39 protein-coding genes and 1 pseudogene are annotated in these 23785 nt (G+C 65.1%); 9 read left to right on the top strand and 31 right to left on the bottom strand.

Annotated features, from left to right (window positions below):
- Window positions 1-11 precede the first annotated feature (11 nt).
- Entirely contained in the window at window positions 12-296 is a 285-nt protein-coding gene (locus P6F26_RS16840) for a hypothetical protein (RefSeq protein WP_278029872.1), read from the top strand.
- Here the strand turns inward: P6F26_RS16840 and P6F26_RS16835 are convergent.
- The 31 genes from P6F26_RS16835 to P6F26_RS16685 form a co-directional block, all read right to left on the bottom strand.
- Window positions 293-562, bottom strand: a complete 270-nt coding sequence (locus P6F26_RS16835) for a hypothetical protein (RefSeq protein WP_278029871.1) — start codon at window positions 560-562, stop codon at window positions 293-295. The two genes, P6F26_RS16840 and P6F26_RS16835, sit on opposite strands and share 4 nt — an antisense overlap.
- A gap of 107 nt (window positions 563-669) precedes the next feature.
- Window positions 670-1047 carry a hypothetical protein gene (locus tag P6F26_RS16830; RefSeq protein WP_278029870.1) on the bottom strand — a complete coding sequence of 126 codons (378 nt, stop codon included), beginning with the start codon at window positions 1045-1047 and terminating at the stop codon, window positions 670-672.
- A complete protein-coding gene (locus tag P6F26_RS16825) occupies window positions 1047-1517 on the bottom strand; it encodes a hypothetical protein (RefSeq protein WP_278029869.1) in 471 nt (156 codons plus the stop codon). Before P6F26_RS16825 ends, P6F26_RS16830 begins: the two co-directional genes overlap by 1 nt.
- A gap of 29 nt (window positions 1518-1546) precedes the next feature.
- Complete coding sequence (locus tag P6F26_RS16820) at window positions 1547-1960, bottom strand: phage tail terminator-like protein (protein WP_278029868.1); 414 nt, start codon at window positions 1958-1960, stop codon at window positions 1547-1549.
- Between the two features lies 1 nt (window position 1961).
- On the bottom strand, window positions 1962-2372 hold the full coding sequence (locus P6F26_RS16815; RefSeq protein WP_278029867.1) for an HK97 gp10 family phage protein: 411 nt from the start codon (window positions 2370-2372) through the stop codon (window positions 1962-1964).
- A complete protein-coding gene (locus tag P6F26_RS16810) occupies window positions 2369-2590 on the bottom strand; it encodes a hypothetical protein (protein ID WP_278029866.1) in 222 nt (73 codons plus the stop codon). Before P6F26_RS16810 ends, P6F26_RS16815 begins: the two co-directional genes overlap by 4 nt.
- Window positions 2587-2949 (bottom strand): hypothetical protein, encoded by a 363-nt coding sequence (locus P6F26_RS16805; RefSeq protein ID WP_278029865.1) that lies wholly within the window; start codon window positions 2947-2949, stop codon window positions 2587-2589. The genes P6F26_RS16810 and P6F26_RS16805 overlap by 4 nt, the downstream gene beginning before the upstream one ends.
- Window positions 2946-3446: a DnaT-like ssDNA-binding protein gene (locus P6F26_RS16800; protein ID WP_278029864.1), complete on the bottom strand. Its 501-nt coding sequence runs from the start codon at window positions 3444-3446 to the stop codon at window positions 2946-2948. The genes P6F26_RS16805 and P6F26_RS16800 overlap by 4 nt, the downstream gene beginning before the upstream one ends.
- Before the next feature lie 2 nt (window positions 3447-3448).
- Window positions 3449-3628, bottom strand: coding sequence for a hypothetical protein (locus P6F26_RS16795; RefSeq protein WP_278029863.1), 180 nt, complete (start codon window positions 3626-3628; stop codon window positions 3449-3451).
- Entirely contained in the window at window positions 3628-3873 is a 246-nt protein-coding gene (locus P6F26_RS16790) for a spike base protein, RCAP_Rcc01079 family (RefSeq protein ID WP_278029862.1), read from the bottom strand. The genes P6F26_RS16795 and P6F26_RS16790 overlap by 1 nt, the downstream gene beginning before the upstream one ends.
- A gap of 51 nt (window positions 3874-3924) precedes the next feature.
- Window positions 3925-5064: a major capsid protein gene (locus P6F26_RS16785; RefSeq protein WP_278029861.1), complete on the bottom strand. Its 1140-nt coding sequence runs from the start codon at window positions 5062-5064 to the stop codon at window positions 3925-3927.
- Window positions 5065-5077: 13 nt separating this feature from the next.
- Entirely contained in the window at window positions 5078-5791 is a 714-nt protein-coding gene (locus tag P6F26_RS16780; protein ID WP_278029860.1) for a hypothetical protein, read from the bottom strand.
- 42 nt (window positions 5792-5833) lie between these two features.
- Window positions 5834-6934: a phage minor head protein gene (locus P6F26_RS16775; protein WP_278029859.1), complete on the bottom strand. Its 1101-nt coding sequence runs from the start codon at window positions 6932-6934 to the stop codon at window positions 5834-5836.
- Window positions 6921-8363: a DUF4055 domain-containing protein gene (locus P6F26_RS16770; RefSeq protein ID WP_278029858.1), complete on the bottom strand. Its 1443-nt coding sequence runs from the start codon at window positions 8361-8363 to the stop codon at window positions 6921-6923. The genes P6F26_RS16775 and P6F26_RS16770 overlap by 14 nt, the downstream gene beginning before the upstream one ends.
- Complete coding sequence (locus tag P6F26_RS16765) at window positions 8360-9616, bottom strand: terminase large subunit domain-containing protein (RefSeq protein ID WP_278029857.1); 1257 nt, start codon at window positions 9614-9616, stop codon at window positions 8360-8362. The genes P6F26_RS16770 and P6F26_RS16765 overlap by 4 nt, the downstream gene beginning before the upstream one ends.
- A complete protein-coding gene (locus tag P6F26_RS16760) occupies window positions 9588-10124 on the bottom strand; it encodes a terminase small subunit (protein ID WP_278029856.1) in 537 nt (178 codons plus the stop codon). The genes P6F26_RS16765 and P6F26_RS16760 overlap by 29 nt, the downstream gene beginning before the upstream one ends.
- A gap of 112 nt (window positions 10125-10236) precedes the next feature.
- The gene (locus P6F26_RS16755; protein WP_278029855.1) at window positions 10237-10755 is read right to left on the bottom strand and encodes a hypothetical protein; all 519 of its coding nucleotides are present in this window, start codon (window positions 10753-10755) and stop codon (window positions 10237-10239) included.
- 20 nt (window positions 10756-10775) lie between these two features.
- Window positions 10776-11240 carry a single-stranded DNA-binding protein gene (gene ssb, locus P6F26_RS16750; RefSeq protein WP_278029854.1) on the bottom strand — a complete coding sequence of 155 codons (465 nt, stop codon included), beginning with the start codon at window positions 11238-11240 and terminating at the stop codon, window positions 10776-10778.
- A 363-nt stretch (window positions 11241-11603) separates the two neighbouring features.
- Window positions 11604-12230 carry a hypothetical protein gene (locus P6F26_RS16745; RefSeq protein WP_278029853.1) on the bottom strand — a complete coding sequence of 209 codons (627 nt, stop codon included), beginning with the start codon at window positions 12228-12230 and terminating at the stop codon, window positions 11604-11606.
- Window positions 12227-13795 carry a DEAD/DEAH box helicase gene (locus P6F26_RS16740; protein ID WP_278029852.1) on the bottom strand — a complete coding sequence of 523 codons (1569 nt, stop codon included), beginning with the start codon at window positions 13793-13795 and terminating at the stop codon, window positions 12227-12229. The genes P6F26_RS16745 and P6F26_RS16740 overlap by 4 nt, the downstream gene beginning before the upstream one ends.
- A complete protein-coding gene (locus P6F26_RS16735) occupies window positions 13789-13968 on the bottom strand; it encodes a hypothetical protein (protein ID WP_278029851.1) in 180 nt (59 codons plus the stop codon). The genes P6F26_RS16740 and P6F26_RS16735 overlap by 7 nt, the downstream gene beginning before the upstream one ends.
- Window positions 13969-14045: 77 nt before the next feature.
- The gene (locus P6F26_RS16730) at window positions 14046-15020 is read right to left on the bottom strand and encodes a ParB N-terminal domain-containing protein (protein ID WP_278029850.1); all 975 of its coding nucleotides are present in this window, start codon (window positions 15018-15020) and stop codon (window positions 14046-14048) included.
- 17 nt (window positions 15021-15037) lie between these two features.
- A complete protein-coding gene (locus P6F26_RS16725; RefSeq protein ID WP_278029849.1) occupies window positions 15038-15523 on the bottom strand; it encodes a RusA family crossover junction endodeoxyribonuclease in 486 nt (161 codons plus the stop codon).
- Window positions 15516-15722 (bottom strand): hypothetical protein, encoded by a 207-nt coding sequence (locus P6F26_RS16720; protein ID WP_278029848.1) that lies wholly within the window; start codon window positions 15720-15722, stop codon window positions 15516-15518. The genes P6F26_RS16725 and P6F26_RS16720 overlap by 8 nt, the downstream gene beginning before the upstream one ends.
- Complete coding sequence (locus tag P6F26_RS16715) at window positions 15719-15916, bottom strand: hypothetical protein (RefSeq protein WP_278029847.1); 198 nt, start codon at window positions 15914-15916, stop codon at window positions 15719-15721. Before P6F26_RS16715 ends, P6F26_RS16720 begins: the two co-directional genes overlap by 4 nt.
- Complete coding sequence (locus P6F26_RS16710; RefSeq protein WP_278029846.1) at window positions 15913-16266, bottom strand: HNH endonuclease; 354 nt, start codon at window positions 16264-16266, stop codon at window positions 15913-15915. The genes P6F26_RS16715 and P6F26_RS16710 overlap by 4 nt, the downstream gene beginning before the upstream one ends.
- The gene (locus P6F26_RS16705) at window positions 16263-16715 is read right to left on the bottom strand and encodes a hypothetical protein (protein WP_278029845.1); all 453 of its coding nucleotides are present in this window, start codon (window positions 16713-16715) and stop codon (window positions 16263-16265) included. The genes P6F26_RS16710 and P6F26_RS16705 overlap by 4 nt, the downstream gene beginning before the upstream one ends.
- Window positions 16715-17410, bottom strand: coding sequence for a hypothetical protein (locus P6F26_RS16700; protein ID WP_278029844.1), 696 nt, complete (start codon window positions 17408-17410; stop codon window positions 16715-16717). The genes P6F26_RS16705 and P6F26_RS16700 overlap by 1 nt, the downstream gene beginning before the upstream one ends.
- A gap of 11 nt (window positions 17411-17421) precedes the next feature.
- Entirely contained in the window at window positions 17422-18060 is a 639-nt protein-coding gene (locus tag P6F26_RS16695; protein ID WP_278029843.1) for an ERF family protein, read from the bottom strand.
- Window positions 18061-18347: 287 nt separating this feature from the next.
- Window positions 18348-18776 (bottom strand): hypothetical protein, encoded by a 429-nt coding sequence (locus P6F26_RS16690; protein ID WP_278029842.1) that lies wholly within the window; start codon window positions 18774-18776, stop codon window positions 18348-18350.
- On the bottom strand, window positions 18769-19059 hold the full coding sequence (locus P6F26_RS16685; RefSeq protein WP_278029841.1) for a transcriptional regulator: 291 nt from the start codon (window positions 19057-19059) through the stop codon (window positions 18769-18771). Before P6F26_RS16685 ends, P6F26_RS16690 begins: the two co-directional genes overlap by 8 nt.
- Before the next feature lie 104 nt (window positions 19060-19163).
- On the opposite strand from P6F26_RS16685, the gene P6F26_RS16680 reads away from it, so the two are divergent.
- From P6F26_RS16680 to P6F26_RS16650, 8 genes and pseudogenes are all read left to right on the top strand, one after another.
- Window positions 19164-19436, top strand: coding sequence for a helix-turn-helix transcriptional regulator (locus tag P6F26_RS16680; RefSeq protein ID WP_278029840.1), 273 nt, complete (start codon window positions 19164-19166; stop codon window positions 19434-19436).
- Between the two features lie 262 nt (window positions 19437-19698).
- Window positions 19699-19989 carry a hypothetical protein gene (locus P6F26_RS16675; RefSeq protein ID WP_278029839.1) on the top strand — a complete coding sequence of 97 codons (291 nt, stop codon included), beginning with the start codon at window positions 19699-19701 and terminating at the stop codon, window positions 19987-19989.
- Window positions 19986-20324 carry a hypothetical protein gene (locus P6F26_RS16670; protein ID WP_278029838.1) on the top strand — a complete coding sequence of 113 codons (339 nt, stop codon included), beginning with the start codon at window positions 19986-19988 and terminating at the stop codon, window positions 20322-20324. The genes P6F26_RS16675 and P6F26_RS16670 overlap by 4 nt, the downstream gene beginning before the upstream one ends.
- Before the next feature lie 172 nt (window positions 20325-20496).
- Window positions 20497-20700 carry a hypothetical protein gene (locus P6F26_RS16665; RefSeq protein ID WP_278029837.1) on the top strand — a complete coding sequence of 68 codons (204 nt, stop codon included), beginning with the start codon at window positions 20497-20499 and terminating at the stop codon, window positions 20698-20700.
- Window positions 20701-20993: 293 nt separating this feature from the next.
- Complete coding sequence (locus P6F26_RS16660; RefSeq protein WP_278029836.1) at window positions 20994-21842, top strand: ParB/RepB/Spo0J family partition protein; 849 nt, start codon at window positions 20994-20996, stop codon at window positions 21840-21842.
- Window positions 21839-22546 carry a hypothetical protein gene (locus P6F26_RS16655; protein WP_278029835.1) on the top strand — a complete coding sequence of 236 codons (708 nt, stop codon included), beginning with the start codon at window positions 21839-21841 and terminating at the stop codon, window positions 22544-22546. The genes P6F26_RS16660 and P6F26_RS16655 overlap by 4 nt, the downstream gene beginning before the upstream one ends.
- Window positions 22543-22674 (top strand): annotated as a pseudogene (locus P6F26_RS19710) (excisionase family DNA-binding protein); the annotation flags it as partial. The gene P6F26_RS16655 and the pseudogene P6F26_RS19710, both read left to right, overlap by 4 nt.
- Before the next feature lie 20 nt (window positions 22675-22694).
- Window positions 22695-23696 carry a tyrosine-type recombinase/integrase gene (locus P6F26_RS16650; protein WP_278029834.1) on the top strand — a complete coding sequence of 334 codons (1002 nt, stop codon included), beginning with the start codon at window positions 22695-22697 and terminating at the stop codon, window positions 23694-23696.
- The last annotated feature ends 89 nt before the right edge of the window (window positions 23697-23785 follow it).

Here is a 23785-nt window from a genome sequence, read left to right as displayed (position 1 = left end):
AGGAGAACCCCATGAGAGGCATTGTTCTTGCCGCCGCTCTCACCGCGTCACCGGCCGCAGCGCAGCCCACCTGTGCGCAGGTCGCCGACCTCGCCCGCATCATGGGCGAGATGATCCTTGCGGTGTCGGTCCCCGCCGAGGAAATCGGTCAGGCTATCACCATTGACCGCCTGACTGGCGGCAGCGCTGAACTGCATGAACGGATCATGCCGCGCGCGATCCAGATACAGAGCGACATGGCGGATCACGGCGAACGAGCGATGGAGCTTCTGCGGGCTACAGGCTGCGCGCCTTAGTTCGGCTGGAAGGGCGGCGCCGTTTCTGGCTCGCTTGCCCGATTCATCGCGGCAGCCATCGCATCCGACATGCGCATGATCTGGCGGCGCCAGAACGGCGAGACATCGTGCATTTCGCCACCTTCGACCCACGCCACGATCTCCACCCACGTCAGGCCGCGGTAGACCACCCCGAAGCCGCCGATATCGATGCCCACCGGCCCCGCGTCGTGGAGTAGCTCGATCAGCCATTCCAGCGGCCCAGGATCAACCCGGTATTCAGCCACTCTCGCCTCACCCTTATGGCGCGCAATCCAAGCCCGACGCGATGACGAAAACTCCTTCGGGACCGCCTCAAGCCACGCTTCCTGCCTCAGGTGCAGGATCGCCTGGCTCAGGCTTTCGGAGTAAAATTTGCGCGGTTGAACACCTCCGCAGACACGGCGGCTCGGATCTCTGGAATGGCCATGACGGTCGCGATGGCGTCACGACTGAAGGGCACCTTCTCGCCCTTTACCGTGAAGTTGTCGGACCAGCCGCAGAGCGCCGCGCGAAGGACGCGAAGGTCGTTCTCAAGAACCTCCTTCTGCGTCTTGCCCGGACGAGAGAGCCCCTTGAGGACGGCGGTGTGCACGCCCTCGTCGGCCATGCCCTTGATGCGGAACGTGATCGGCTTCTCGTCGTCGCCGAGGATCGTCTCGCCATCGATGACGAGATGAACGTCGACGCCGGCCTCTGCCGCCTCGCGGGTATCAAAACGGGAAAGGTCCATCAGGCGCTCGTGTCGCTCTCGACCACGGTGCCAGGGATGATGCGCAGCTGCGCCGCCCGGCGGATGATGTCGTTCGCTCCGCCGAAGGCCCTGCGCCACGTCACCACCATGATCTGGCAGGCGGTGTAGTTGCCGCTCTGATCTCGCACGCGCATGGAAATCACTTCCTCGGTCGCGCCCTTCGCGGCGTCGAAGGCAGCCTTGAGGATCACCTGACCGGCGTCCGTCACGTCGTCGGCCATGTTGGCATCGATCTCGCCGGCATCGAGAATGCCGCGATACGGGATGCGGCCGTCTGTGATGCTGTCGAAGGCCTGCGCCTCGTAGCCGTCGCCGATCTCGCCGATGTTGTCGAAGCCGCCGACCGCGGTATAGGTCAGGGCATTGTAGCCTGCCTTGTCGAATGTCGCCGGGTCTGCCGCCGACACCTCGACGATGACGCCAGCGGTGGGCGTGAGAGTTACAGCCATGATGGCCTCCTGTCAGTGGTGGGTCGGCGTCAGGCCGAAGTGACCGCGTAGTTCACGCGGATGGGGATCATCCAGTGGTCGCCGGTAGACCGGCCACCGATGGCATAGGAGCGCAGAACCGTGATGCGTGCGGCGCCCTGCGTCAGAACCAGGTCCTGCGGAAAGTGGTCGATGATATCCTGCGCTCGATCGATGTAGACCACCTCATGCCGGCCGAGCTCGTTCATGAGATCGAGCTGGAGAATGCCGGAATGTCGCAACGGTGAAGATGCGTTGACCCCGATGCGATCAGGGATATTCGGAAGGTGCGTCACGCGCAGCCAGTAGTCCGCCTGCATGGCCGGGAAGCCGGGCCACAAGACCACGGGCATCGGGGACATGCTGAGGGCGTCAACGCGAGCGAGTAGCGCGCGGTGGATGTCGATCTGCGCGATTTCCGTCATGTCAGCCCTGCGCGGCGATCTGCCGGATCACGGCGTCTGCGATAGGCTGGAAGCGCTGCACCGTCAGCGCGACCATCCCGCTTGGCGCCTGGCTCGACCAGCCGTTTTCCAGCCTCTCAGCATAAGGCAGGTTGTTGACCATGTAGATCACGTCGCCCGCCTTGACGCCCTGGATTGAGCTTTGAACCTTGGCCGTCACCGTCGCGCCGCTCGGATCTACTGCCTCGATGGTTCCGGAAACCGCACGCCCCACTGCAGGCTGCCAGTTTCCCCGGAATCGGCCGGTATCAACCGGCGAGAGAAGGATCACGTTGGAGAAAACGTCCAGCGTGATCTTGCGCACCGCCATATCCATTTTGCGCTGGGTCTTTTCGGACCAGCGGCGAACCTGTCCCGAAAACTGACCGGTCACCCGCGATGCACCATGTCTTTCGCGTACTCGAGGGCCCCGAGGATCCGCCAGCGGTCATTGAACTCGCCACCACGCCAGAATGCAGGTCCGTCCTCATCCTTGATCGAGGCAACGACCACAACGTCTTGGATTACCCCCTGCTTTGCCATCTCAAGCGCCAATTCCAGAAGATCGATGATCTCTTCGTCTGGCTGATCCGTCACAAGCTTCAAGGTCATCGCCGAGCCACCATCCTGTAGTGTGTCGCCATGCCCGTTGGTGCGAACCGGCCCGCGTCCACGATGGCCAGCGTGCCTGCGCTGCACACGATGTGGTCTGTCGTCGTCGGCGTGATCGCCAATCCCTTGGCCGCCACAATCACGCGGTAGTCACCAGCCTTGATGGTCGTGCTGTCGATGTCCCGAAGATCCACCGGAAAAATCGCCAGCCGGCAAGCATACTCTGCCATCGTCGCGCTGCCTGCCGCCGGGTTGCTCGGGCTTCCGCTCGTCACGGTCGTGCGCCGGATTGTCGCCGCCTCTCCAAACTGCTGCAGGAGCGAAAGCGCCGTGTCTGCGGCGGTGTCGTAAAGGCTCACGCGCGCACCATCCGGCCTTGGCCGGGCCCCGCGGTCAAATAGGGGCCGAGAATGCGGTCGACGGCATCATATCGCGGCCTCCCCTGCGCGCCGGCATACTCGACCTCGATCACGTCAACCTTCTGCCGCTTGATGCCGCCGGTGTAGGTCGCGAGAGGATCGGCGCCGCCCTGGATCAGGTAGGCCATCTCCATCTGCGCGTCCTTCACCCGCTGCGGAATTTCGTCGGAGCGTAGCGGATACGGATCGAAGTCGTAGACCATCCCATAGCCAGAGCCGTCGAAGCGCGGCCACTCGCGTGCCTGTGCGACAGTGTTCTTCGTGCCCCGGAAGGAATAGCTGGCGTCTATCGCCACGGCAGCCCTGCGCAGGTTGACCTCATTTGCGGCGTCGGTGCCCTCAAGGGTCCATCCCATCGCCGCAGCGCGGGAGGTGTATTCCAAAAGTGTGGCGTAGCTGTCCGCCGCAGTTCCGCCGATGGTGATATCCAGCGCCATGCTCAGTCAGCCTTCTTGCGCGGCCTGCCGCGACGCGGCTTTACTTCTTGCGGCCGGTTTTCTTGCCGTATCCCTTGCCCTTTGGCATTGCTCGCCTCCTTCGCTCGCGGATCATCCGCGTTCACGATCTTGCGCCGCCCATCGACGACGATCTCGACGGTCGGGATGAGCGGGCTTTCCATCAGAACAGCGCAAGCACGTCTGTTGCGGTCGTTCCGGTCTGCTTCACTGCGGCCGCCTGCGCAGCAAGCATGAAACCCGCTGGAAGCGCTACGAAAGTCAACTCGGAGCCGTCATCCATGACCAGGGCGAGATTGCCCGTGCCACCGATCCAGAAGGCACGCGCCGTTTTCGCGAGCGCCTGGTCTCCGCCAGACACGTCCACTGCGACACCGCCGGTCGCGCCGAAAGTCGAAGCTACAGGCATTGCGCCCTCCGTAGAAAAGCGCGGGGCGACCGAAGCCGCCCCGCTGTTGCATCAGCCCATCAGGATCGCGATGTGCTCCGGCTGCACCGCCTTGAAGCCCCACGCAAGGTGAAGCTCCCAGGTGCGCTGGCCGTACTGCGCGATGTCGAGCATCAGGTACGTCATCCCGAACTGGTCGGAGATGAGCATCGGCGAGATGGTCGGGTTGGCTGGCATCAGCGGCGGGCGCATGATGCCGACGACGGCGTTGCGATCGAAGCCGACGTTCGGCGTGTAGTTGTCGCCGATCGTCATCTCCACCGCATCCGCCAGCGTGGTCGCAAGACCGGGCCGGCCGATGGTGATGCTGCCCGAGGCCGCCGCAAGACCGGCATTCACGACATACTTCGTCGTGTCACCTGCGAACGTGACCACGTCGCCGGCGACGATGCCCGTGCCGCCCACAGTACCGCCGTCGAGCGCGATGACGGTCTCGAGAGCGGGCTCGCCACCCGCCGCGTCATAGGCGGTGCCGGTGCCCTTCGTGTGCAGCTCGATCCCTGCCGATTGGCGCATCTCGAAGCCATACTGACGCCCGACGATGCCGGCACGGCGCTCTGCGTCCGACCCCGCCTCGTTCGCCTTGTTCACGAGGCCGAGCTTCAGCAGGTTCGCCTCGGACGTGGTGTCCATGACGAACTGCAGGTCCGCCAGCGGAGCGCCGTTATCGCGAAGCACCTTCCGCAGATCGACCAGCGGGTTGATCGCCGAAGCGAAGGGGTTGGTGCCTGCGGTGCCGACCGCGCGCCCTGCGCCCTGGTAGATCGCATTGACCGCGTCCGTCTCACACTCGTTGCGAAGCGTCCGCATGCCCTGCGAGATCAGCTGCCGGATCCACTCGGCAGAAGCGGCGCCGTTGTCGAGCGAGCGCTGCTGCTCCGAGGTCAGGTGCCATGCGACCTTGCGCGACTTGGTGATCTCCACCTCGACGTCAGACGCCGTGGCGTCCGTACCGGTCGAAGTCACGTTGGAGGGCGTGAAGTCGGTTGCGGCACGGGTGGGCGCCACCGGCACCTTCACCTTGTCGCCCACGGCCACGCCTTGGTCGTTGAAGTTGGCATTCAGCGCGTCAACCGCACCAAAAGGCTCCGCCGAAACAGTCTGAGCGGCGGAGAACAGGATCGGCTGTAGCGCCGTCAGAGTGTTGGACATGAGTCCCTCCTATTCACTCGGTGGTGATGGTGACGCCCGGATTTTCGCGGAAGTAATCCGCCTTCTCCTTGGGCGTCATGCTCTCGAGCTCGCTCGCGCGAACCGTCTTGCCTTTCGGCGTCCCGCCGTTAGATCCGGGCGGCTTCCCGCTGCCCCCTTTGCCGGCATCGCGGACGGCATAGGCCTTCTGCTCCGCCAGCTCCTTGGCCAGATCAGCCAAGGTCGCGCCATGATCCGGCCCGTTGCCGATCATGGGCTTTCCGTCCGAGGTCAGCACCTTCGGGCTGCCGTCCTCGTGGAACTGCAGCCGCCCCAGCGCGGAGGCGGCGATGTCATCGATGGCCTCGGGAATGAAGCCAACCTTGGCCAGCTCTGCCTTGAGCGACGCGGCGGCGTTCTGCTGCATCAGCTTCGACAGGCGATCATTCGCGGCGCCGAGCTTGCCCTCGTAGTCCTGCTTGAGCGCGTCGAGCTTGGCCTGCGCCTCCTCTGCGCCCTTGCCGGTGCCCTGCGCCTTTTTCTCGAGGTCCGCGATCTTCGCGGCGATCTCGTCAGGCTTTCCCAGCTTGCCGTAGGCCGAGACGTTCTCGCGCTCTTTCTGCAGCGCCGTCTTCAGTCCGGTCAGGTCCTCTGCCGGCATCAGCTTGGAGAGGTCCAGCTTGTTGTCCTGCACAAGCGGCTTGAGCCCCTCGGGAAGGCCCGAGAGGTCGGTCAGTTCGATTTCCATGGTGTCAGCTTCCCGCTGTGATGAAGGGGCGTCCCGCCCCGGTCAGTTGCGAACCCGCGCCCGCAATTCCTCGAGCGACAGCTCGCGACCATTGCCGTCGAGAAGCTGCCGAAACGTGATCTTGCCCTCGCGCCACAACTCAGCTCGCCCCGCGCCGAGCGCCTCGTCTTGCTCTTCCGATGACCGCCGAGAGAGCCATCCCTCGAACGTCGTGTCGGCCGCCACTTCGCCGTTCATACTTGCCCGAGTCTGCGGCGGCAGGTCGTCTGCATCGATTCCGAGGTCACGCCAGCTCTTCGTCTCTGGCCGAGAGGTCGAGCGACAGCCCCAGTGAAGCGCCCCTGGCCCCTGCAGCCACGGCACCTTGTGTCCAATGGGGCTCTTGTCCTTCAGACGATACCGCAGGCCATCCCTGACCATGCATTGCAGCGTCGTGCGGCTGTCGAGCGTCGAGGTCCAGACCACCGCGCCGATGATGTCCTCGTTGGCCTCGTAGGTCGCCTGCTTGGCTCGCTCCGCCACCGCCTGCGTCGCAGATCGCACGAGGCTGTCGGCGTGACGGCGCGTGATCGACATGAAGCCGACGACGGCCTCTCCGTTTTCCGTTCCCCCGCGGACCCGACGCATGAGCTGCGCGTTCGTCTGCCCCTGCGCGATCCCGGACCGCATTTCGTCCGTGAAGCGTTGCAGCGTGTCACCGGCCTGCCTCTGCCACCATTCGGAGACCGGAGCGCCCTGCACAAGAACCCCGTCGACGAGCGCCCGGAGCTGCTCTCGGGTGAAGCTGGCCGTGGCCAGGTCGAACCGCACGCCCTCATTGATAGCGCGGGCGACGAACTCCCCCTCGATGTCGGCCAGCTCGATCAGCTCGCCGCGCAGCACCGATGACGCCTGCCGGTAGCTGGCCCGGATCGTGTCGCGGACCTGATCGAGTAGCCTGTCCAGACGCCTTGCTCGGTAGCTTTCTCGCTCCGGGCCCGTCGGGTCGATCCGCGCGATCTGCGCGACGAGCTCACGTTCCAGACCCTGCAAAATGCGACGAACCGCCTTGCGCTCGTTCGCCTCGAGCCTAAGAAGATCGACCGCGTGCCGCGTGAACAGGTCCGCGATGACCTCGTTCGCGCCACCGTCAGGCGGCGCCATTGTCTTCCTCTTCGTCGTCCAGTGGCATCGGGTCGCCGGTCAACGCCGGAGGGTCGGCCGAGATGCGTTCCGCCTCTTCTTCCGGGTCGAGGTCCGACCGAAGCATTCCGCGCCGCACCATCTCTCCGATGAAGGTCTCGCGGCTCAGGTTGCCCGTCTGGACGGCCTGCAGCATCACGCTGACCTCCTGCGCCGTCATCATCGTGACACCGAAGTCCTTGTTGACGGTCAGCGAGACCTCGGCCTCACCGTCGCCCGCATAGGCCGCCATCCACGTCAGCGCCTGTTCCAATGCGTCCTGCAGGCCGTCAGCGATAGCCGAGAGCTGCGAGGTCTCCTTGGCCGCATCCAGAGCCTCGCCAGTCGCCGACTGCGCGCCGGGGCGGGCCACAAGAAGCTGCAGCCCGTGCGTCTCCATCTGGAATTCCAGATCCTTCAGGTCCTGCCGTCCTGCATCGATTGCCGCGCCAGTGTGCTCCACCCACTTCACGTCCGCATCTGGCGAGGAGATGTCCATCGACGTCGCGGCCCCGATCGCCAGTGGCGAGGTCTCGCTGTCGACGCCCGTGCGGACGAGGATGGGCACCCGGGCAAAGTGGAGGATGTTGCGCTGGTCCGACTGCGACTGCCAATGCGCGATGTTGATGTCCGCGAGGTCGTCGAGAAGCGGCTCGGCCTTCCAGAAGCCCGTGCGGTTGGCGTAGAACGGAATGACCGTGATCTCGGTCATATCCGAATACGTCTCGCCGCCGGTCTGCTGCCATTTCTCGCCAAGGCTGCCCCCGACGTTGCGATAGATCCGGGTCCGCACCGGGCCGCGGTCAGTGATGTCCAGCACTCGCACCTGGTCAATCGCCACGTCCGAGAACTCGTCCGCCGGATCGCGCTCGACCACCTGCTCGAACAGCCGCAGCATCGTCAGCTTCGGCGCGTTGTCGACCGTCTCCACCCGCCAGCCGAGAACATCCTCGATCTTCAGGTGCACGAGGAACGGCCGAAGGTTGCCCTGAGCCGCTTGCGCCCGCGTCACTGTCCCCTCTCGCGGCGGCGCGTCCACCATGATCCACGAGATCCCGCAGCCGGAAAGCCCGTCCTCGAACACATCCCGCGCCCAGATCGAAAGGTCGCGCCCCTGCAGGTCCACGTTTTCGAGCATGTCCTCGATAATCGACGGCACCTCGGCTGCCTCGATGGGCTTCTCGAACACACGCCCCGTCATGTCCCGAGCCGTCTTTCGGTAACCGTTGAACAGCCACGAAGCTCTCAGGCGGGATCGATAGGCTTCGACACTTTCCGCCTCGAATTTCGGCAGGAACCGCTCGCCCGCTGCGCGCATGGCATCCGTGCCGCCCATGAGCGCCCGGCCCTTGGCCGAAGCGTCAAGCATCGCCTGCGATGCCTCGCTGCGCTTGGCTACGGTGTCGGTCAAAGGCGCATTTCCCTCACGGTGTGGATCGGCTTAACCACCGGCATTTCGTGGTGGATCAGGTAACCGTCAGCGTCGACTGGATGGTCGTGGCCGGTCGTCTTGTCCGGCTCGCCGTTCTTGTCATAGGCCTGCTGCTCAAGGGCTTCCGCCAGCACAGGACAAGCTTTGTCGTTGATCCAGTGAGTCCGCTTCTCGAAAGCCGCGTTCATGGCCAAGATGCGATCCTTCACCGGCGGGTTGCTGTCCTTCGCCCGCACCTTCAGCCCCGCGGCCTTTAAGAGCGCGATGTCGCTCTCGCTCGCGTTCACCGTCTTCCGCGACCCGCCTGAGGCGTCCGGGTAGACATAGATCACATGCCCTTCGTACCGCGACTTGAGCGCGCCGATCAGCGCCGGCGTGTCAAGGATGCCCTTCAGCTCCTCAACCGCATGCAGTCCGTCGTCGCGCCTTACGTTCACCGCCGAGAACATGTTGCCGACGTTGAAGTCCTGCCCGATATAGAGCGGCTCCTTCTCGCGGATCATCTCGCCCGATCGATTGGCGGTCCGGTCATAGGCCCGGTACACCGAGCCGCTCGTCAGGTTGACAAAGCGACCCTCGATGTAGGCCTGCACCAGCTCGGACGGATATGCCTCCTTGAGACTGTCGATGTAGTCCGGCGGCAGATAGGCGGCGTTCTCGTAGGTGCTTGCCTGCACCATGCTGTATCCGGGCTTTGGATCGCGCCCGAACGTGTCGTAGACGAAGCGAAAGCCCTCGGGTGTGGTCGTCACACCGATCCCGTTCTCCACGCCCGGAATCACGAGGCGCATCCTGGCAATGATCTTCCGCCAAGCGTCCCCGGCCTTGTCCTTGGCCATGATGTCGATCTCGTCGACAAGAGCACGGGCAACCTTGAAGCCCACGATCGCGCCCGGATCGTCCATTGACCGACAGATCACCGTTCCGTAGTAGGCACGGCCACGGAAAAGATCGACCTCCTTGTCGGCCTTCTTGATCTTCGTGCGGAACCCCAGCTGCTCCGACGCTTCATCGAAGGTTGGCCAGAACGTGTCCCTGATATCTCGATAGGTCGGGGCGAAGTAGCCCTGCACCGTTTTAGGATGCTGGCCCGCAAACAGGCCCAGGTCGAGGCATCCGACAAAGGTCTTGCCGCTGCCGAAGCCGCCGACATAGGCGCGAAACTTGGTATTCAGCCCGGAGAGGAATATCCCCTGCGGCGCGCTAACCCTGATGGCGTGTGACCCGGACATCCGACACCGGAGCATCCGAGGTGATAGTGATGTTCAGGGCCGGGGCGTCGTCTTCGTCGGGCATGCCCCCAAGGTGCTTGAGAAGCGTCTCGAGTGCGCCCTTCTTGTCCCACATGCGGATCTTGTTGACGTACTCGACCTCGGCCTCGCCCTCGGCGCCGGGAAGGCGCTTCGTCACCACCTCAACTGAGGCGATCGCGCCCGCGATTTCGTCGCCCATGTCAGCTGGGTTGAGAAGGCTTCCGGATGGCGTCAGCATGCGGCGCACGTCCGAGAACCCGATCTTTGCCAGCTCGGCAATCACGCGGTCTTGAGTGACCTCTGTCCTTTCCGAGCGCCTTGCCTTTCCCTCCTGGATCGCCGTCTCGACGTCAACGTTTGTCAACAGACGCTGGCCCTGAGACCTTGCTGTCTTTTCGCTGTATCCAGCCCTGATCGCCGCTTGGGTCGCGTTCAGGTCGATGAGGTATTCCTCGACAAAGCGCGCTTGCCTTGCGGTGAGCGCCATCTTCGACTTCCCGTCTTGGATGATGGTGGGCATCCCGCCCATGAGAAAAGGCGCGCAGGTTTCCCGACGCGCCTCTCCGATGATCAATTTCTATGGTGGTTTTGGTTTCCGGTCAATACCTCAGGTGGTTCGCGACACAAGTCATTGCGCCCTGCAATGTCGAGATCGCTACACCTCGCGTGACCGGAAGGTCCTTGATCTGCGTGTTGTGCCAGCACACGGCCTCGACAATGGGGCGCATGTGGTTCGGTACCATCTTCATCGCCCGGCGCAGTCTGGACATGGCGTCGACTTGAATCGCCATCGTGGCGTCCGGTCGCGCAGAGCTGTCCACCTGCTCCTTGAGTGGGGATCCCGAGGAAAGCTTCTCGCACTGACAGTAGGCGTCCCGGATCTCGCGGGCGGCCTGGTATTGCCGGAGAGAGAGCGAGGTCAGGTGATCGATCACCTCGATCCTCCGGCGGCGCGCGCGCTTGTTCGGATCCGGCTTGCCGTCGTCGTTCTTCATCGGTTCCAGGAATGTCTGCGCCATGGCTGCGGCCGTGCCAGTCCCGTGATCGCCAGTAAACTGCGGAAGCGTGACGGCCTTCTTCGATGCCGCCTTTCGCTTCCGCCCTGCTGTCTTGCCCATTACTGCCCCCTGCATGCCCATCAGAACGGGATCTCGTCGTCCATGTCGCTGCCGCCGTAGCCGCCTGCTCCGGCCTGATCGCCGTAGCCGTTTCCGCGGTCGGAATTTCGGCCACGCTCTCCGCCATCGCTTCCGTCGCGCGCGTCGAGGAATGTCAGCGTGCCGCTGAAGGGGCGCAGGACGACCTCTGTGGAGTAGCGATCTGCTCCCGACTGGTCCTGCCACTTTCGGGTCTCGAGCTGGCCCTCGACGTAGACCTTCGATCCCTTGCGGAGATACTGCTCCGCGAGACCGACAAGCCCTTCGGCAAAGATCGCCACGGTGTGCCACTCGGTCCGCTCTCGACGCTCGCCGGTGTTGCGGTCCTTCCATTTCTCCGACGTGGCGATCCGAAGGTTGCAGACCTTGCCGCCGTTCTGGAATGACCGAACCTCGGGATCTCGCCCGAGATTTCCGATCAGGATCACCTTGTTGACTGAGCTCATCTCCGTTTCATCTCCGTTCTATCTACTATCTATCTCCAGTCTTGCTGGCTGGAGAGCGTCTGAGCTGAAGGCATAGGACGACCAGCCCCGGCGAATTGCCGAGGTTGGTCCCCATGCCTCCGCGATCTTGCTGGCCGGAGCCGCGCCGTCGCATTGGCCCTGCCGTGGCGTGCACCTGCCCGGCGAGGTTGACCGCTACTTTCGAGGGAGGTGCTTCCCCCGGGGGCCGCGCTTCGGTCTTTCGGACTGCGCTTTGCCTTGGCCCCGCCCCGTGGTAGGCTGTCCACAACTGGTGCCACCGTCTCGTAAACCGTCCACCAGATATGGCCCCGCGTAGCTTCGGCGCGCGGGGTCGCCTCTTTCTCAGGTTGGCGGCCCTCCATCCTTGCCCTTCGGCCAGATCAGCTCGCGCCGCCATTCCTCCACCATTGCGCCGACGTGCCTCGCAAGCTGCTCGTCAGCGCCACAGAAACGCGAGACGGCCCAACGGAGGGCCTTGTCGAAGTCGGCGCGCCCTTCGGCCCGTGTCAGATCGTAGCTGCGCGGGTTTACGGCGGCCATGACGGCAGCAAACCGGTCGCCCTCTGTGCGCTCACCCGGCGCCTGCGGGGCGACCTTGGCGAGGAAGGCAGTGCGCTGCGGCTCGTCCAGGCTCTCCCACAGGGCCACGAGGAGGCGCTTGCGGGCGCTTTCCGCGAATGTGGCGCGGGTGATCCGGCGGAGGATCGCAGCGGCGTAGGCTTCGAGCTCCTGCGGCGTGGCGCAGTCGGCCCACCATGAGGCATCCTCGCGGATATCCCCGAAGCCCGTCGCAGGAGGCGCACCAGCGGCCACGTGGTCGAGGCAGATGGCCAAGCACTCGCCCAAGGCAGCACGGCCGCCGGGGAACTGCTCTGAGGCTGCTACAGCGGCATCCAGCGCCCGCACCATGGCGCTGCGGGCAGCCTCGTGCTGGGCCTTCTGCTGCGAAATGTCGGCGCGGGCGTTCATGCCGCTCTCCGGTTGTTCTTGCGGAACCGCTTGATCTCGCGCTCGACGAGCGACAGCGCGTTCGGATCTGCCGACATGGGGATCCCCATGTCGTACCAGCCAAACGGCAGCTTCGCGTTCGGGTAGACGCCGCGGAACACCCCATAGGCCCACCGGCGGGCGTGATCTTCGCCCTTCCTGGTGGCGCCTGCGGTGTAATGCAGCGCCGCCGTCCAGATTGAGCGGGGATCCTTTAGGCAATCCGCCCGAAGCCCTGCGCGCGGCTCCATTGCATCGGGAAGCTTGAATTCGTGCAGCTCGCCCTCGACAGCGTTGATTCCGGAGCGCGCCGGCCGCTCCCACCCGCAGCCCATGCAGGTCGGCCCGCGCATCGCGCCGGCGCATTCCTGGCAGACGACCTTCTCGCGCACGGTCTCGCCGCGCTCGCGGGGCGTGCTGTCGCGCTTCGTGGCGCTGTCGAGCGGACCGACGCCGTTGTCCCACACGTCGAACATGTCCAGCGCGAACCGCTCCACATTGCCCGAGTGGCAGAGCCACAGGGCCTTGTCCTTGCCGCTGTCCGCATGGGTTCGCATCACCCGGCCGACCTCCTGCATGTGGCTCGACAGGCTCTTGCGGTAGGGCTTGCAGGAAATCCCGCAGCGCACGTCCGGCACATCGAAGCCCTTCGTCAGCACGCCGCAGGAGACGAGGCCATGAATGGTGCTGTCAGGGCGTCGGAACTCTGCGATCTTCTCGGCGCGTTCGTCGTCAGAGCGATCGAGGTAGCTGACCTGCTGGAAGTTGTATCCGGCAGCGTTGAAGGCGGCGCAGAGCTCCCGCCCGTGCTCGACGGTGGGCGAGAAGACAATCGTCTTGACCGGCCCGCCGAAATGCTCGTGCACCTTCGCCTGCCACTCGGTCACCACGTCGCCGATGATCTGGATGCCAGCGGCTTCTGCCGAATGGTCCGAGAACTCGCCGTAGCTGTTAAGGCCGAGGTCAGCGTCCTCCGGTGAGCGCGCGACGTAGATGGTCGGCTCGATCAGGTGACCGCCGCAGATCAGCTCGCGCGTGGGAATGACGTTCACTACGTCGTCCCAATGGTTGCCCATGCCCTTCGTGAAAGGCGTCGCGGTAAGGCCGACGACTACGGCCTGCGGATTGGCGGCGATGTAGGCCAGCGTCGACTGGTATTGCGCGTGGCATTCGTCATAGACGATCAGCGCCGGGTCACGCGGCAGAAACCGGCGGGCGAGTGTCTGGATCGAGGCCACCTGGACGTTCTCGCGCGGCGCGTAGCGCGGGTGCTGGCCCTGCAGGACGCCGTGTCGGATGCCGTAGTCGTCCATCGTCGCGGAGGTCTGGTTGACCAGGGCAACGCGGTCGACCAGGAACACCGCGTAGGAGCCCTTGCGGTCCGCCTCGCGCATCAGATGCGCGGCCATCACGGTCTTGCCGGCGCCTGTCGTCGCGCAGAGGATCTGGCGGCGCTTCCCGGCCCGGATGCCGTCACGAAGCGCGTCGATCGCCGCAGCCTGATAGTCGCGAAGCTGGATCTCGCGCGCGGGAGTGAAGTTCAGCATCGTGCCATGACCTCCTCGTAAGCCGCGGCCTCGGCCTCCTGTCGGCTCTGCCCGCCATCGAATTCCCGAATTGCCGCCCGTTCCTCGAAATCGTCGACCTCCGGCCATACCTCGCGCATGAGCGCACGCTTCCATCGAGGATTGCGAAGCTTCGCCAGCTGATCGTCGGTCATGCGGCCACGCCGAACCGTGAACCGCCAGCGATCGCGTACGACCTCGCCACCGTGGGCGTGGATGCGATCCAGAACGCTCACAGCTCAACGATCTCGTTTTCCCGCGCCCGCGTCAGCTTCGCGATCTCGGCCTCGAGGACCTTGATGCGGCGTCCTTGGCGCGCGTTCTTTGCGAGCTCCTCGTCGAGGCGACCCTTGGCAGTGTCCCGCTGTCGCTGTGCGTTGCCGAGCGCCCGGCCCATGTCGTCTCCGGCGAGAGCCTCCTGCCACTTCGACTTGAAGTCGTCGCGTTCAGCCTCAGCCTTCTTGCGCTTGGCCTTCTCGTCGGCCACCGCCTCGCGCAGCCCAATCACCTCGTCCTCCAGCCCCTCGCGGGTAAGGGAGGACAGGCCCTTGCGCGCGGCGGCGTGGGGGTCTGTGGGGGAGTCTGCAGGGGCCGCGGTTGCACTCGCGGCCTCTTGCCTGGCGCCATCGCCAAGGGACGCAGGCGCGGCGGGTTCCTTCGGCTCGGCAGGGGTCTTGACGCGATCGCCCCCCTTCGCCTTGCCGATCTTCGTGGTGTCTTGAGTGTAGACCTTTCCGCCGCGCTCGACTGTGCGCTCAGTCGGCATCTGCAAACCGTTTGCAGATAGATCGGCGCGGACCTTCGCCACGAACACGTCCGAGACGCAGCACTGTCGCGCGATCTCGCGATTGCTCCATGCCGACCATTCCGAGTCGGTCAGCAGCACCGTCACCGCGCGACGCTTGTCGTCGTTCGTGCGGCGCAGGCCGTGCGCAGCGTTCGCGCCGACGCTCTTGAGAATGGCGTCGCGCCGCGTCCCCTGCAGCACAAGCGCCGGGATCTCGGCCCGCCCGGCCCGCGCATAGGCGGCATGTCGGTGGAAGCCATCGGCCAGCCAGTAGGCCGATCCGTCAAACACGACGACGATCTGCGGAAACTCCGCGCCACCGTCCAGCGCCTCGGCGTAGTCCGTCACCGTCTCGTCGTTGATGGCCGCTCGGGACTGCGTTCCGCCGTCCGTGCGAATGTCATTGATCTTGATTTTCAACCGCTTTGCTCCTGCGATCATTTCACTGTCCCCCGAACCATTTCGCGGGCGACGGCGCCGATCTGCTTCCAGTCGCCGATTTCGGGCGCGAGGCGCGTAGCCAGGAAGCGAGCCTGATCGGCCACCTCGACAGGACCGTTCGGCACGGACCGCGCGTGGACAATGCAAGTCCCCGAGGCCACCTCGGCGCAGCGCATGTAGGTGCCTCCGAGAAGCCACTGGTCGTCGGGCGTTGCGTGCATCTTGTGGAGCAGGTCGTGCAGCGCTTTCAGTCGGTTGTCGCTGTCGCCGATATGGTTCGCCGGCAGGCGAACATCGGTCCAGTACCAGCACTTAGCGGTGAGCGCGGAGAACCGGCCAGCCGCACGCTCCTCATTGATCCGCCAACCCGCCTCGTCCGACCACGCGGCGTAATTCGGGTGCTTTCGTTTGGAAGTGCCTCGGCCGATGTAAAGCGCATTCACGGAAGGCGGCATGGGAAGCGTAAGGGTGAACTCAGGCATTGCCGACCTCCATTTCCTTGATGATCGGGCGCAGCGCTTGCTGAACGGTCTGCCAGCCGGCGAGGCCCTCGCGGCGCGCGATCTCGGCCATGGACACACCCTTGTTGAGGTGCAAATCGAGCCACTGCAGGACTTGGTCGTCACGCTCTCGCGGAACGTGGCGCACGCGAACCCTCGAACCCTTGGAGACGGCGCTCATGCGGACCTCCTGCGGATCTCGGCCACGAGATTGGCAACGCCCTTGCCGCCAATCTCGCGAGCCCGGCGTTCAAGCGCCTCGATCTCGTATGGAAGGAGCCGAGGGATTACGCCGCAGTCGACGGCAAGACAGACGCCAGACACCTCATCGAGGTTGGCAAGCGTCGGCACATAGGAGAGATCGCGCGGCGTCATGCGTCCCTCCGCACAGTCTTGCCGTCGAGGCGGCGCTTCCACTTCGAGCCCTTAGAGCCGGGAATTGTGGACTTTGGCCTTGCCGCGCCGATGTGCTTTGCGCGCACCCGCTTCGCCTTGGCGATCCGGGCCACATCGTCCGAGGTCTTGGAACCCGTGCCGCGGTGACAGAGCTCATGCGCCGGCCGCAGGTTGTCGTCGCTATCGTCGCGGGTCAGGGCGTAGGGCACCACATGATCCACGTCCCAAGCCTCGCGAGTGCCGTCGATGACGTGCCCACAGATGTGGCAAACGCCCTCAGCGGCCTCGAAAATCCGCACGCGGCGCGTCATGGACATGCGCCGGGTCATGCGAACTCCTCCTGATACTTCAGCGCCTCGGGGTCGGTGAGGACGATGCCGCGCGACGTCCAGGTGCGCTGCATCTCATCCATGAATGCGGTCATCTGCGAGACGGTCATGAGCCGCGTGACCGGCAGGTCGAAGGCCTTGATCGCTTCTATCTTCTGCTCGCAATCAAGGCCCTTCATCGTCCGGTCATAGGACACTCGGAACGCTTCGTTCTCTGCCCTGAGGATCGGTACGCCGATGGTGAGCTTGCACTCTGCCCGAACGTCTTCGTGCGTCCGGTCACCGGTCTGCATGGCGATGTCGGTGAACCACCGTTGCGCCAGCCGGTTCTGAAGTGAGGATCGCGTCGCGCCCTGCGCCCATGACACAGTCAGCGGAAGCTTCCGGTCCGCCAGAAGGCGGGCCAGAGCCTCTACATGCGTGGGTTCGCGAAGGACCTTGGTCGGCATTAGAACGCCACCTTTTCCTGCCAGACGCGGACACCATCGATGTCGCGGTCCTTGTGACGGCGGCGGACATAGTCCTCGATGAACGCAGTGATCGCCTCGCGGTCGTTTCGGGCGATGTCGTGAAGCGCGGCTTTGTGGTCGTCGATCTCGTACTTCGTGACCGTGCGCAGGCCCTTCACCTGATCCCTCGCGGCAGCTCTGGCCTCCTCCTGCGCGGCGTCTGCCGCGGCCTTGGCCTCGGCGGCTTTGCGCTGCGCCTCGATGTCGGATGCGTCGGCTTGCCGGGCCCGTTCCTCCGCTTCACGGCGAGCCTTCTCCGCAGCTGCGCGCTTTGCGGCTTCTTCCTTGGCGCGCTCGGCGGCGAGCTGGCGCTTAAACCCATCGACGAGCGCCACGAGGCCCTTCTTGAGACGGCCGAGATCATCGAGCGTCGGTGCGAACCGTGCCTTGCAGGCCTTCCAGGCGTCATAGAGCGGCTTGGCCTCGCTCTCCTCTGCGGCCTTCACAGCCTTCTCTGCAGCCTTGATCTGCTTCAGGAGCTCGTCGACCACCTGCATCTGGCCTTCGGTCGTGACGGGCTCACCATCAAGCCAGCCCTCGGCCTCCGTGATGAAGTCGCCGTAAGGGACCAGAGCCTCGTCGATGCTGTCGGGCGGGTTGTTGTGATCGCGGGGCGCGGGGTTTCCGTCCATCATGTCGACCTCCCTCAGTACGGAATTTCATCGTGGGCCAAGTCGGCGTTCGGCTGCGCATCAAGCGCGGCCTTCCGGTCGTCCTTGGCCTTGATGACGTCGGGGTGGCCCTGCACAGGACGCGCGAGGCCGGTGAAGATGCCCTTGAGCGCGTCAAGGTTCGTGGCGGCATTCAGAGTAGACACGGCCGCCTCAACGGCTGCCTGATCCGGCCCGATGTCGCGGCGCGGCTCCTCACGCTTCGGCGCGGCCTGCGCGGCAGCGTGTCCGTCGTCGTCCTCGGGCGCGATCCCGGCCATCGACATGAGGCCGTAGCGGCGAGCGTAGGTGACGGCCGAGCCATAGCCCTGCATGTCATTTTTCTGGACGATGAGCGGCACGCGGCAGCGGAGCTCCTGCCCGCTCTCGCCGTGGATCAGGACGGTCTCGACGTAGCGGCCGTTCTCGTCATCGGTGGTCGGCTGAACGACGGCGATGCCGTTGGCGTTCAGCGCGGGCAGGCAGGCGTCCATGACGCTCGTGAGGTCGGCGTAGTTCGTCTTGAAGTGCGGGTTCTTCGCAGACTTCAGGGCCTTGCCCATCTGCATCTGCGCGGCGGTCAGAGCGGCAGCGATGCTGCTGTGCTTCACCGCGATCTTCTCCTGTGCTGTCATGTCGGTCTCCTTTGTGACGATTGCGGCCGTTCGGCTCTGTTGTTGCCCGTGTGAAAAGCCCGCCGAGGCCGGAGCCCCGGCGGAAGTTGCCCGTCACAACAGGGAGGTCCGCGCATTGCCCGGCGCGGTCGGGATAGGTGCGGCCAACCGAAGGGAGGAAGGCTGGCCGCTTTCCGCGAGTGAGGGGGACCCGGCTGGGTCTCGCGGATTGGAGAATGCGAAGCGGAAAGCCTGCACGGCGCGCGCGATCACGGGCACGAGGCAGGCGGAGGAAAGGAGGATCGCGGTCATGCGGCGCGCTCCAACCGCGCCCGCGCCGCGCGCAGGGCCGCGATGGCTTCGTCGATCTCTGCGATGGCCTGCGCCTCGTCCTCGACGCGCGCGCTGGCCGAGGCTGCGAGGATCGCGCAGACAGCCTCGCCGGTCTCTCTCGCGATCACGCCGCCCTGCCGGGAAAGGTCCGTCGCAGGCGTAACTTCCGCGCCCATGCGGCGAGCGAGCATGCGCGTCACGGGAAACTCGCCGAGGCAGTCCTCAAGGGCGATGGCATCTGCCAGCGTCCAGTCGAAGTCGGCCGACATTTTCCGAGAGATCGTGCCCTTGGAAACGCCATGCCCCCAACGGGCGGCAAGCGTCTCGGTCACCGCGTCGAACGACCCGACGCGCTGCACCAGCGCCCGCATCGCCGCATGCGTGGCCTGCCGAAGGTCAGCCATGCGAAACCTCGTTCGCTTGCGGGGCGTCCGCGTCGGCGGCACCCTCGTTCTTGCAGGCAGAAACCTCCGGGCCCTCAGAGGACGGAGAAGAATAATGCGAAACCCACGCGGAGACCGGAACCATGCCGCCGGTCACTCGCTCGATTTCCGCCGCCTTTTCCCAAGACGGCTTGGCCTGACCCTTAAGCCAGCGGTTGACGGTCGGCTGGCTGACGCCAAGCGCATCCGCAAACGCGCCCTGCGTCAGGTTCGAGGTCTTCAGGTATGATGCCAGATGTGCCATGCGCCAAATATACGCACAGCGTATGTTCAGGGTCAATACGCTCGGCGAATATTTATACGTCGATGGCAGTTGGTGGCGAACCGGGCTTGCCGCATAACGCTCGCATGCAAAACCTGCGCGACATTCGTAAGGCTAAGAGTCTGTCGCAGGCCGACCTGGCCGAGATGGTTGGGGTGAAGCAAGCGACGATCTCGCGGATCGAGAAGGGCGTAAACAACCCGTCTCTCGCTGTCGCCAGCAAGATCGCCGATGCCCTCAACGTCAGCGTCGTAGAGCTTTTTGGCCTTCCCGAGCTGGAGCAGAGGTTTCTTCAGGCCTTTCGCGAAGCAAGCCCAAGACGGCGCGCCGCGCTTCTCGACCTTCTTGAGGAAGATTGAGCGTATCCGCGCCCACCTGATTCCCCGCAAGATACTGTAGACACGCCCAGAGCTGGCGCTTGTATGCGTCTGTCATCGTTAAGCAGTCCCATGTGTTCCCGGTTCGTTCTATCACGTTCCGGCATTCTTCGATATGAGCCGGAAGAAATATACGCTCTACGTATTGACCAAAGTATACGGTAGGCGTATCTTTATCTGACTTCAGGGACGCTGCGCTCCTCCAAGAGGTGCCACCCTGACACAGATCAAGGATAGCGCCGTCATGTCTCCCACCGTCATTCTCTGCGCCCCGTCGCACCCCCTCGCCAGCCAGCTTCGCGGCAGGGGCCCGATCATGCGCGTCACCTACATCGGCCCGCTCGATCGCGCTGAGGTTCTTGCCGCCGGCACGATGGAGGGACGCCTGATCGTCCACATCGATCCCCGCGCCCTGCCCTTCCGGATCGCCGTCGGCGCGCCGCTTCCCTGCGGCATCGAGGCCTGCCGGACGTGGTTCGAGGGCTCCGACATTCATCCGAACGCAACCGCCCGCGACGAAAGGAACGCCGCATGAGAAACCCCTTGATTGCCACCCGCGTCAGACTGCAAGACGCTGCTGAAAGCTTGTCCGTCGCCTACTGGATCATGTCAGAGCGCAGTGCGGGCGACTATCACCTGCGCTCGGCAGGCAAGAGCCTTATGCGCGCTCTTGCCGGCAGCGAATCCGAGCACAACCACGAGCGCGAAGGCCTCCGCGAGCTGATCCGCGAAGCCATCGAGAACGTGCACGACATGGACGTGACCTTCGACGACTACGCCGAGGGTGTCATCGATGCGCTGATGGAGAGCGCGATCCCCGGATACGCGAAGGCTGCGGAAGCAGATCGGGGCCGCGAGGCCGCTGCATGATCCGGCCCGCCTTCCCTCTCTCTGACCTCACCTTCCCGCGCCTCTGCGCGATCGTGACGGACACCCAAGCCCGCCCTTCGATGCAGAGGGTGGCGTGGCTCGTCCTGAAATCTCAGCGCGGCCAGCATGTGCACCAGCACCGCCTGCCGCCCCTTGCCGCGGAGGATGCAGCATGACCCGCGCCCAGCTTGAACGCTTCGACCGCGCCGCGCAGGCGCTTCTCGACCTCACTGAGCCCATGTCGCCCGCTGACATCTCGGCCGTCCTGGCGGAATTCCTCGCCGGCCGCTCGGATATCACGGTCGAGGACATCGACGCCCTCTGCAGCCGCGCGGTGCGCGCGAAGCTTGCCCAGCGTATCGGGGCGGCGGCATGAGCTGCCCCGCCTGCATTTCGGCCGTGCTGCAGTTCGCAGCCATCGCCGTGATCTATGTCGCTGTGATGATTTTCATCCTCTCGCTCGCTCGGGCAGCGAAGGACGACGACGAATGACCGGGCCGGAGTACCGCATCGAGGGCGATACCCGGCCCCTGCCTCGCGCGTCGATCTTGCCGCCCGATCATGTGTCGATGGCTGCCCCAGTTGCCCGCCGCGCTTGGTCGCAACTGTCGATCGCAATCCTCGCCGCCTGCGCGCTTGCCGCGGCGGCCGTAATGACGAGGTGATGCCATGACCGCTTTCGCCCCGATCGACCTTACCGGCTACAAGCCCGCAACATTCCGCGACCAGCCCGGCCCCATTCTCATCTGGGCGGAGGTCGCCGATCTGGTTATCGACCGCACCTACCAGCGCAACGTGACCACGAACGGCAAGCGGGCAATCCAGCGCATTGCCGACGACTTCGACTGGACACGGTTCGAGCCAATCCTCGTCGCTCCGATCGAGGATGGGAAACTCGCCGTCGTGGATGGGCAGCACCGCGCCCATGCCGCCGCGCTCGCTGGCCTGACGAAGATCCCGGCCATGTCCGTGCCCATGACGCGCATTCAGCAAGCCCGAGGCTTCGCGGCCATCAACCGTGATCGCATCCGACTATCGAGCTGGCAGATCTACCGCGCCGAGCTCGCCGCCGGAACCGGCTGGGCCACCACCTGCCGGGATGCTGTCGAGGCGGCGGGATGCACGCTGGCCACATCCAACCCGACGGCCACGCAGAAGAAGCCCGGCGTGATCTATGCCGTCGGCCTTATACGCCGCATGATCGAGGCGGGCGAAGCCGAGGCCGTCACCGTTGGGCTTGCTGCGATCCGTGAAAGCCAAGCAGGGGCCGATGAGGGCGACGTATACAATCTGCCCGCCTGGTCCGGCGCAACGCTTGCTGTCTGGCTTCCAGCCATCGCATCGAACCAGCGGTTCATGCGCCTCGACCTTGCGACAACCTTCGACGCCATCGATTTCGAGGCGCTGGCTGATCGCTGCAAAGTCTTGTCGCGCGCGCAAGGCGTTCCGGCTCGGCGACTGGCGCAGGAGGAAGTCGTTGAGGCCCTTCGCTCCGCCATGCAGGAGGCCGCCGCATGAAGGTCCTGATCGGCTGCGAGACTTCAGGCGTCTTCCGCCGCGCCTTCGCAGCGCAGGGCCACGACGTGTGGTCCTGCGATCTCCTGCCAGCCGAGGACGGATCGAACCGGCATATCCGGGGCGACGTGCGCGACTACCTGCACGAGGGCTGGGACCTGCTGGCCGTCCTTCACCCGCCCTGCACCCGTCTCTGCAACAGCGGGGTGCGCTGGCTGTCGGAGCCGCCGACGAACTGCCCGCGCGAGGCCACCGAAGCTCAGCGTGCGGCTTGGCCCACGCTCGACCGCGAGGGTCGGCTTGCGGTGATGTGGACGCACCTAGAGCGCGGCGCGGCGCTTTTCTCGGCCTGCTGGTCCGCGTCGATCCCGCGCGTGGCGATCGAGAACCCGGTGATGAACCCGCATGCCCGGCAACGCCTTCCCGCAGATCTCCCCGCGCCGCAGATCGTGCAGCCGTGGTGGTTTGGTGAACCCGCGTTCAAGGCCACAGGCTTCTACCTGCGCGACCTTCCGCCGCTTGAGGCGACGGATCGCCTGACGCCGCCCCTGCCCGGCACGGACCATCACAAGGCATGGAGTGCCGTGCACCGCGCGCCGCCGGGACCGGACCGCTGGAAGGTCCGCAGCCGGAGCTGGCCAGGAATGGCTGCCGCGGCCGCCCGCCAGTGGGGCGAGTACGCAATGGCAAAGGAAACAGCCGCATGACCCGTCCACTGACCCCTGACATGCTGGCCGACCGCTGGGACTGCAGCGCCGAGACCGTTCGCCAGATGGTCCACCGGGGCGAGTTGCGCGGCTTCCGCGTGGGGCGCATGATCCGAATCCCATGGGACGCGGTGCAGGAGGTTGAGCAATGCAAGGGTACAGGATCGGACGGCTCAAGGGACGCTTCGTCGTCACCTGGTCCGAAGACGGGAAGCGGCGGCGGGTCAGACTTGACGCCAAGACAGCTCGCGAAGCTGATGCCGAGGCCCGCCGGGTCTACGCAGCGACGCGGGCACTGAGCGGAGGCGGGACGGTGGCCCAGCTCTGGCAGGCATATCGAAACCATGTCGACGGCCGCCCAGTCGCGCAAAACCTCGACTGGCGTGCGAGCATTATCCTCCCCGTGTTCGGCCACCTTTCGCCGGATCAGATCACCGTCGAGGATTGCCGCGCCCACATTGCCCGCCGCCGCGCCGAGGGCCGTGCCGACGGGACGATCTGGACGGAGCTCGGCCTCTTGCGCAACGTGCTGTCGTGGTCGGTGAAGCAGGGCTTGATTGACCGCGCGCCCTACATCGAGCGGCCTTCGAAGCCTTCGCCGAAGGACCGGCACCTTACGCGGGCCGAGGTTGATAAGCTGCTCGACGCCCCCGCGGAGCCACATGTGCGCCTCGCCATCTTGTTGATGCTGACGACGGCCGCGCGCGTGACCGCCGTCCTTGAGCTGACGTGGAGCCGGGTGGACCTCATGCGCGGGCAGATTGACTACCGCACGCCGGGCGCGACGACGAGAAAGGGCCGCGCCGTGGTGCCGATCAACGCCACGCTCCGATCCGCGCTGATGGCCGCCCGCGGCGCCGCTCTATCCGATCATGTGGTGGAGTGGGCCGGGAAGCCAGTCGCCTCGATCAAGCGGGGCTTTGCGAGGACGGTGCAGGAGGCAGGCCTTCGGGATGTGACGCCGCACACGTTGCGCCACACGGCAGCCGTCCACATGGCAGAAAGCGGGGTGCCGATGGCGGTAATCGCGCAATACCTCGGCCATTCCGACAGCCGGATCACCGAGTCCGTCTATGCGCGATTCTCGCCCGACCACCTGCGCACGGCGGCCGATGTTCTGGAATTTGGCCGGGTGCGCCCGGTCCAATGAACCGAAGGGAACTGTTTTGTTAACCGGCAAGCGCCTTGAAAATCTGGTCGGAGTGAGAGGATTCGAACCTCCGGCCCCTGCCTCCCGAA

The sequence above is a fragment of the Roseicyclus salinarum genome (assembly GCF_029624655.1).
GTDB classification, from domain to species: Bacteria; Pseudomonadota; Alphaproteobacteria; order Rhodobacterales; family Rhodobacteraceae; genus Roseibacterium; species Roseibacterium salinarum.
The sequence above is the reverse complement of the archived record's forward strand: the minus strand, read 5'-3'. Positions and strand labels throughout refer to the sequence as shown.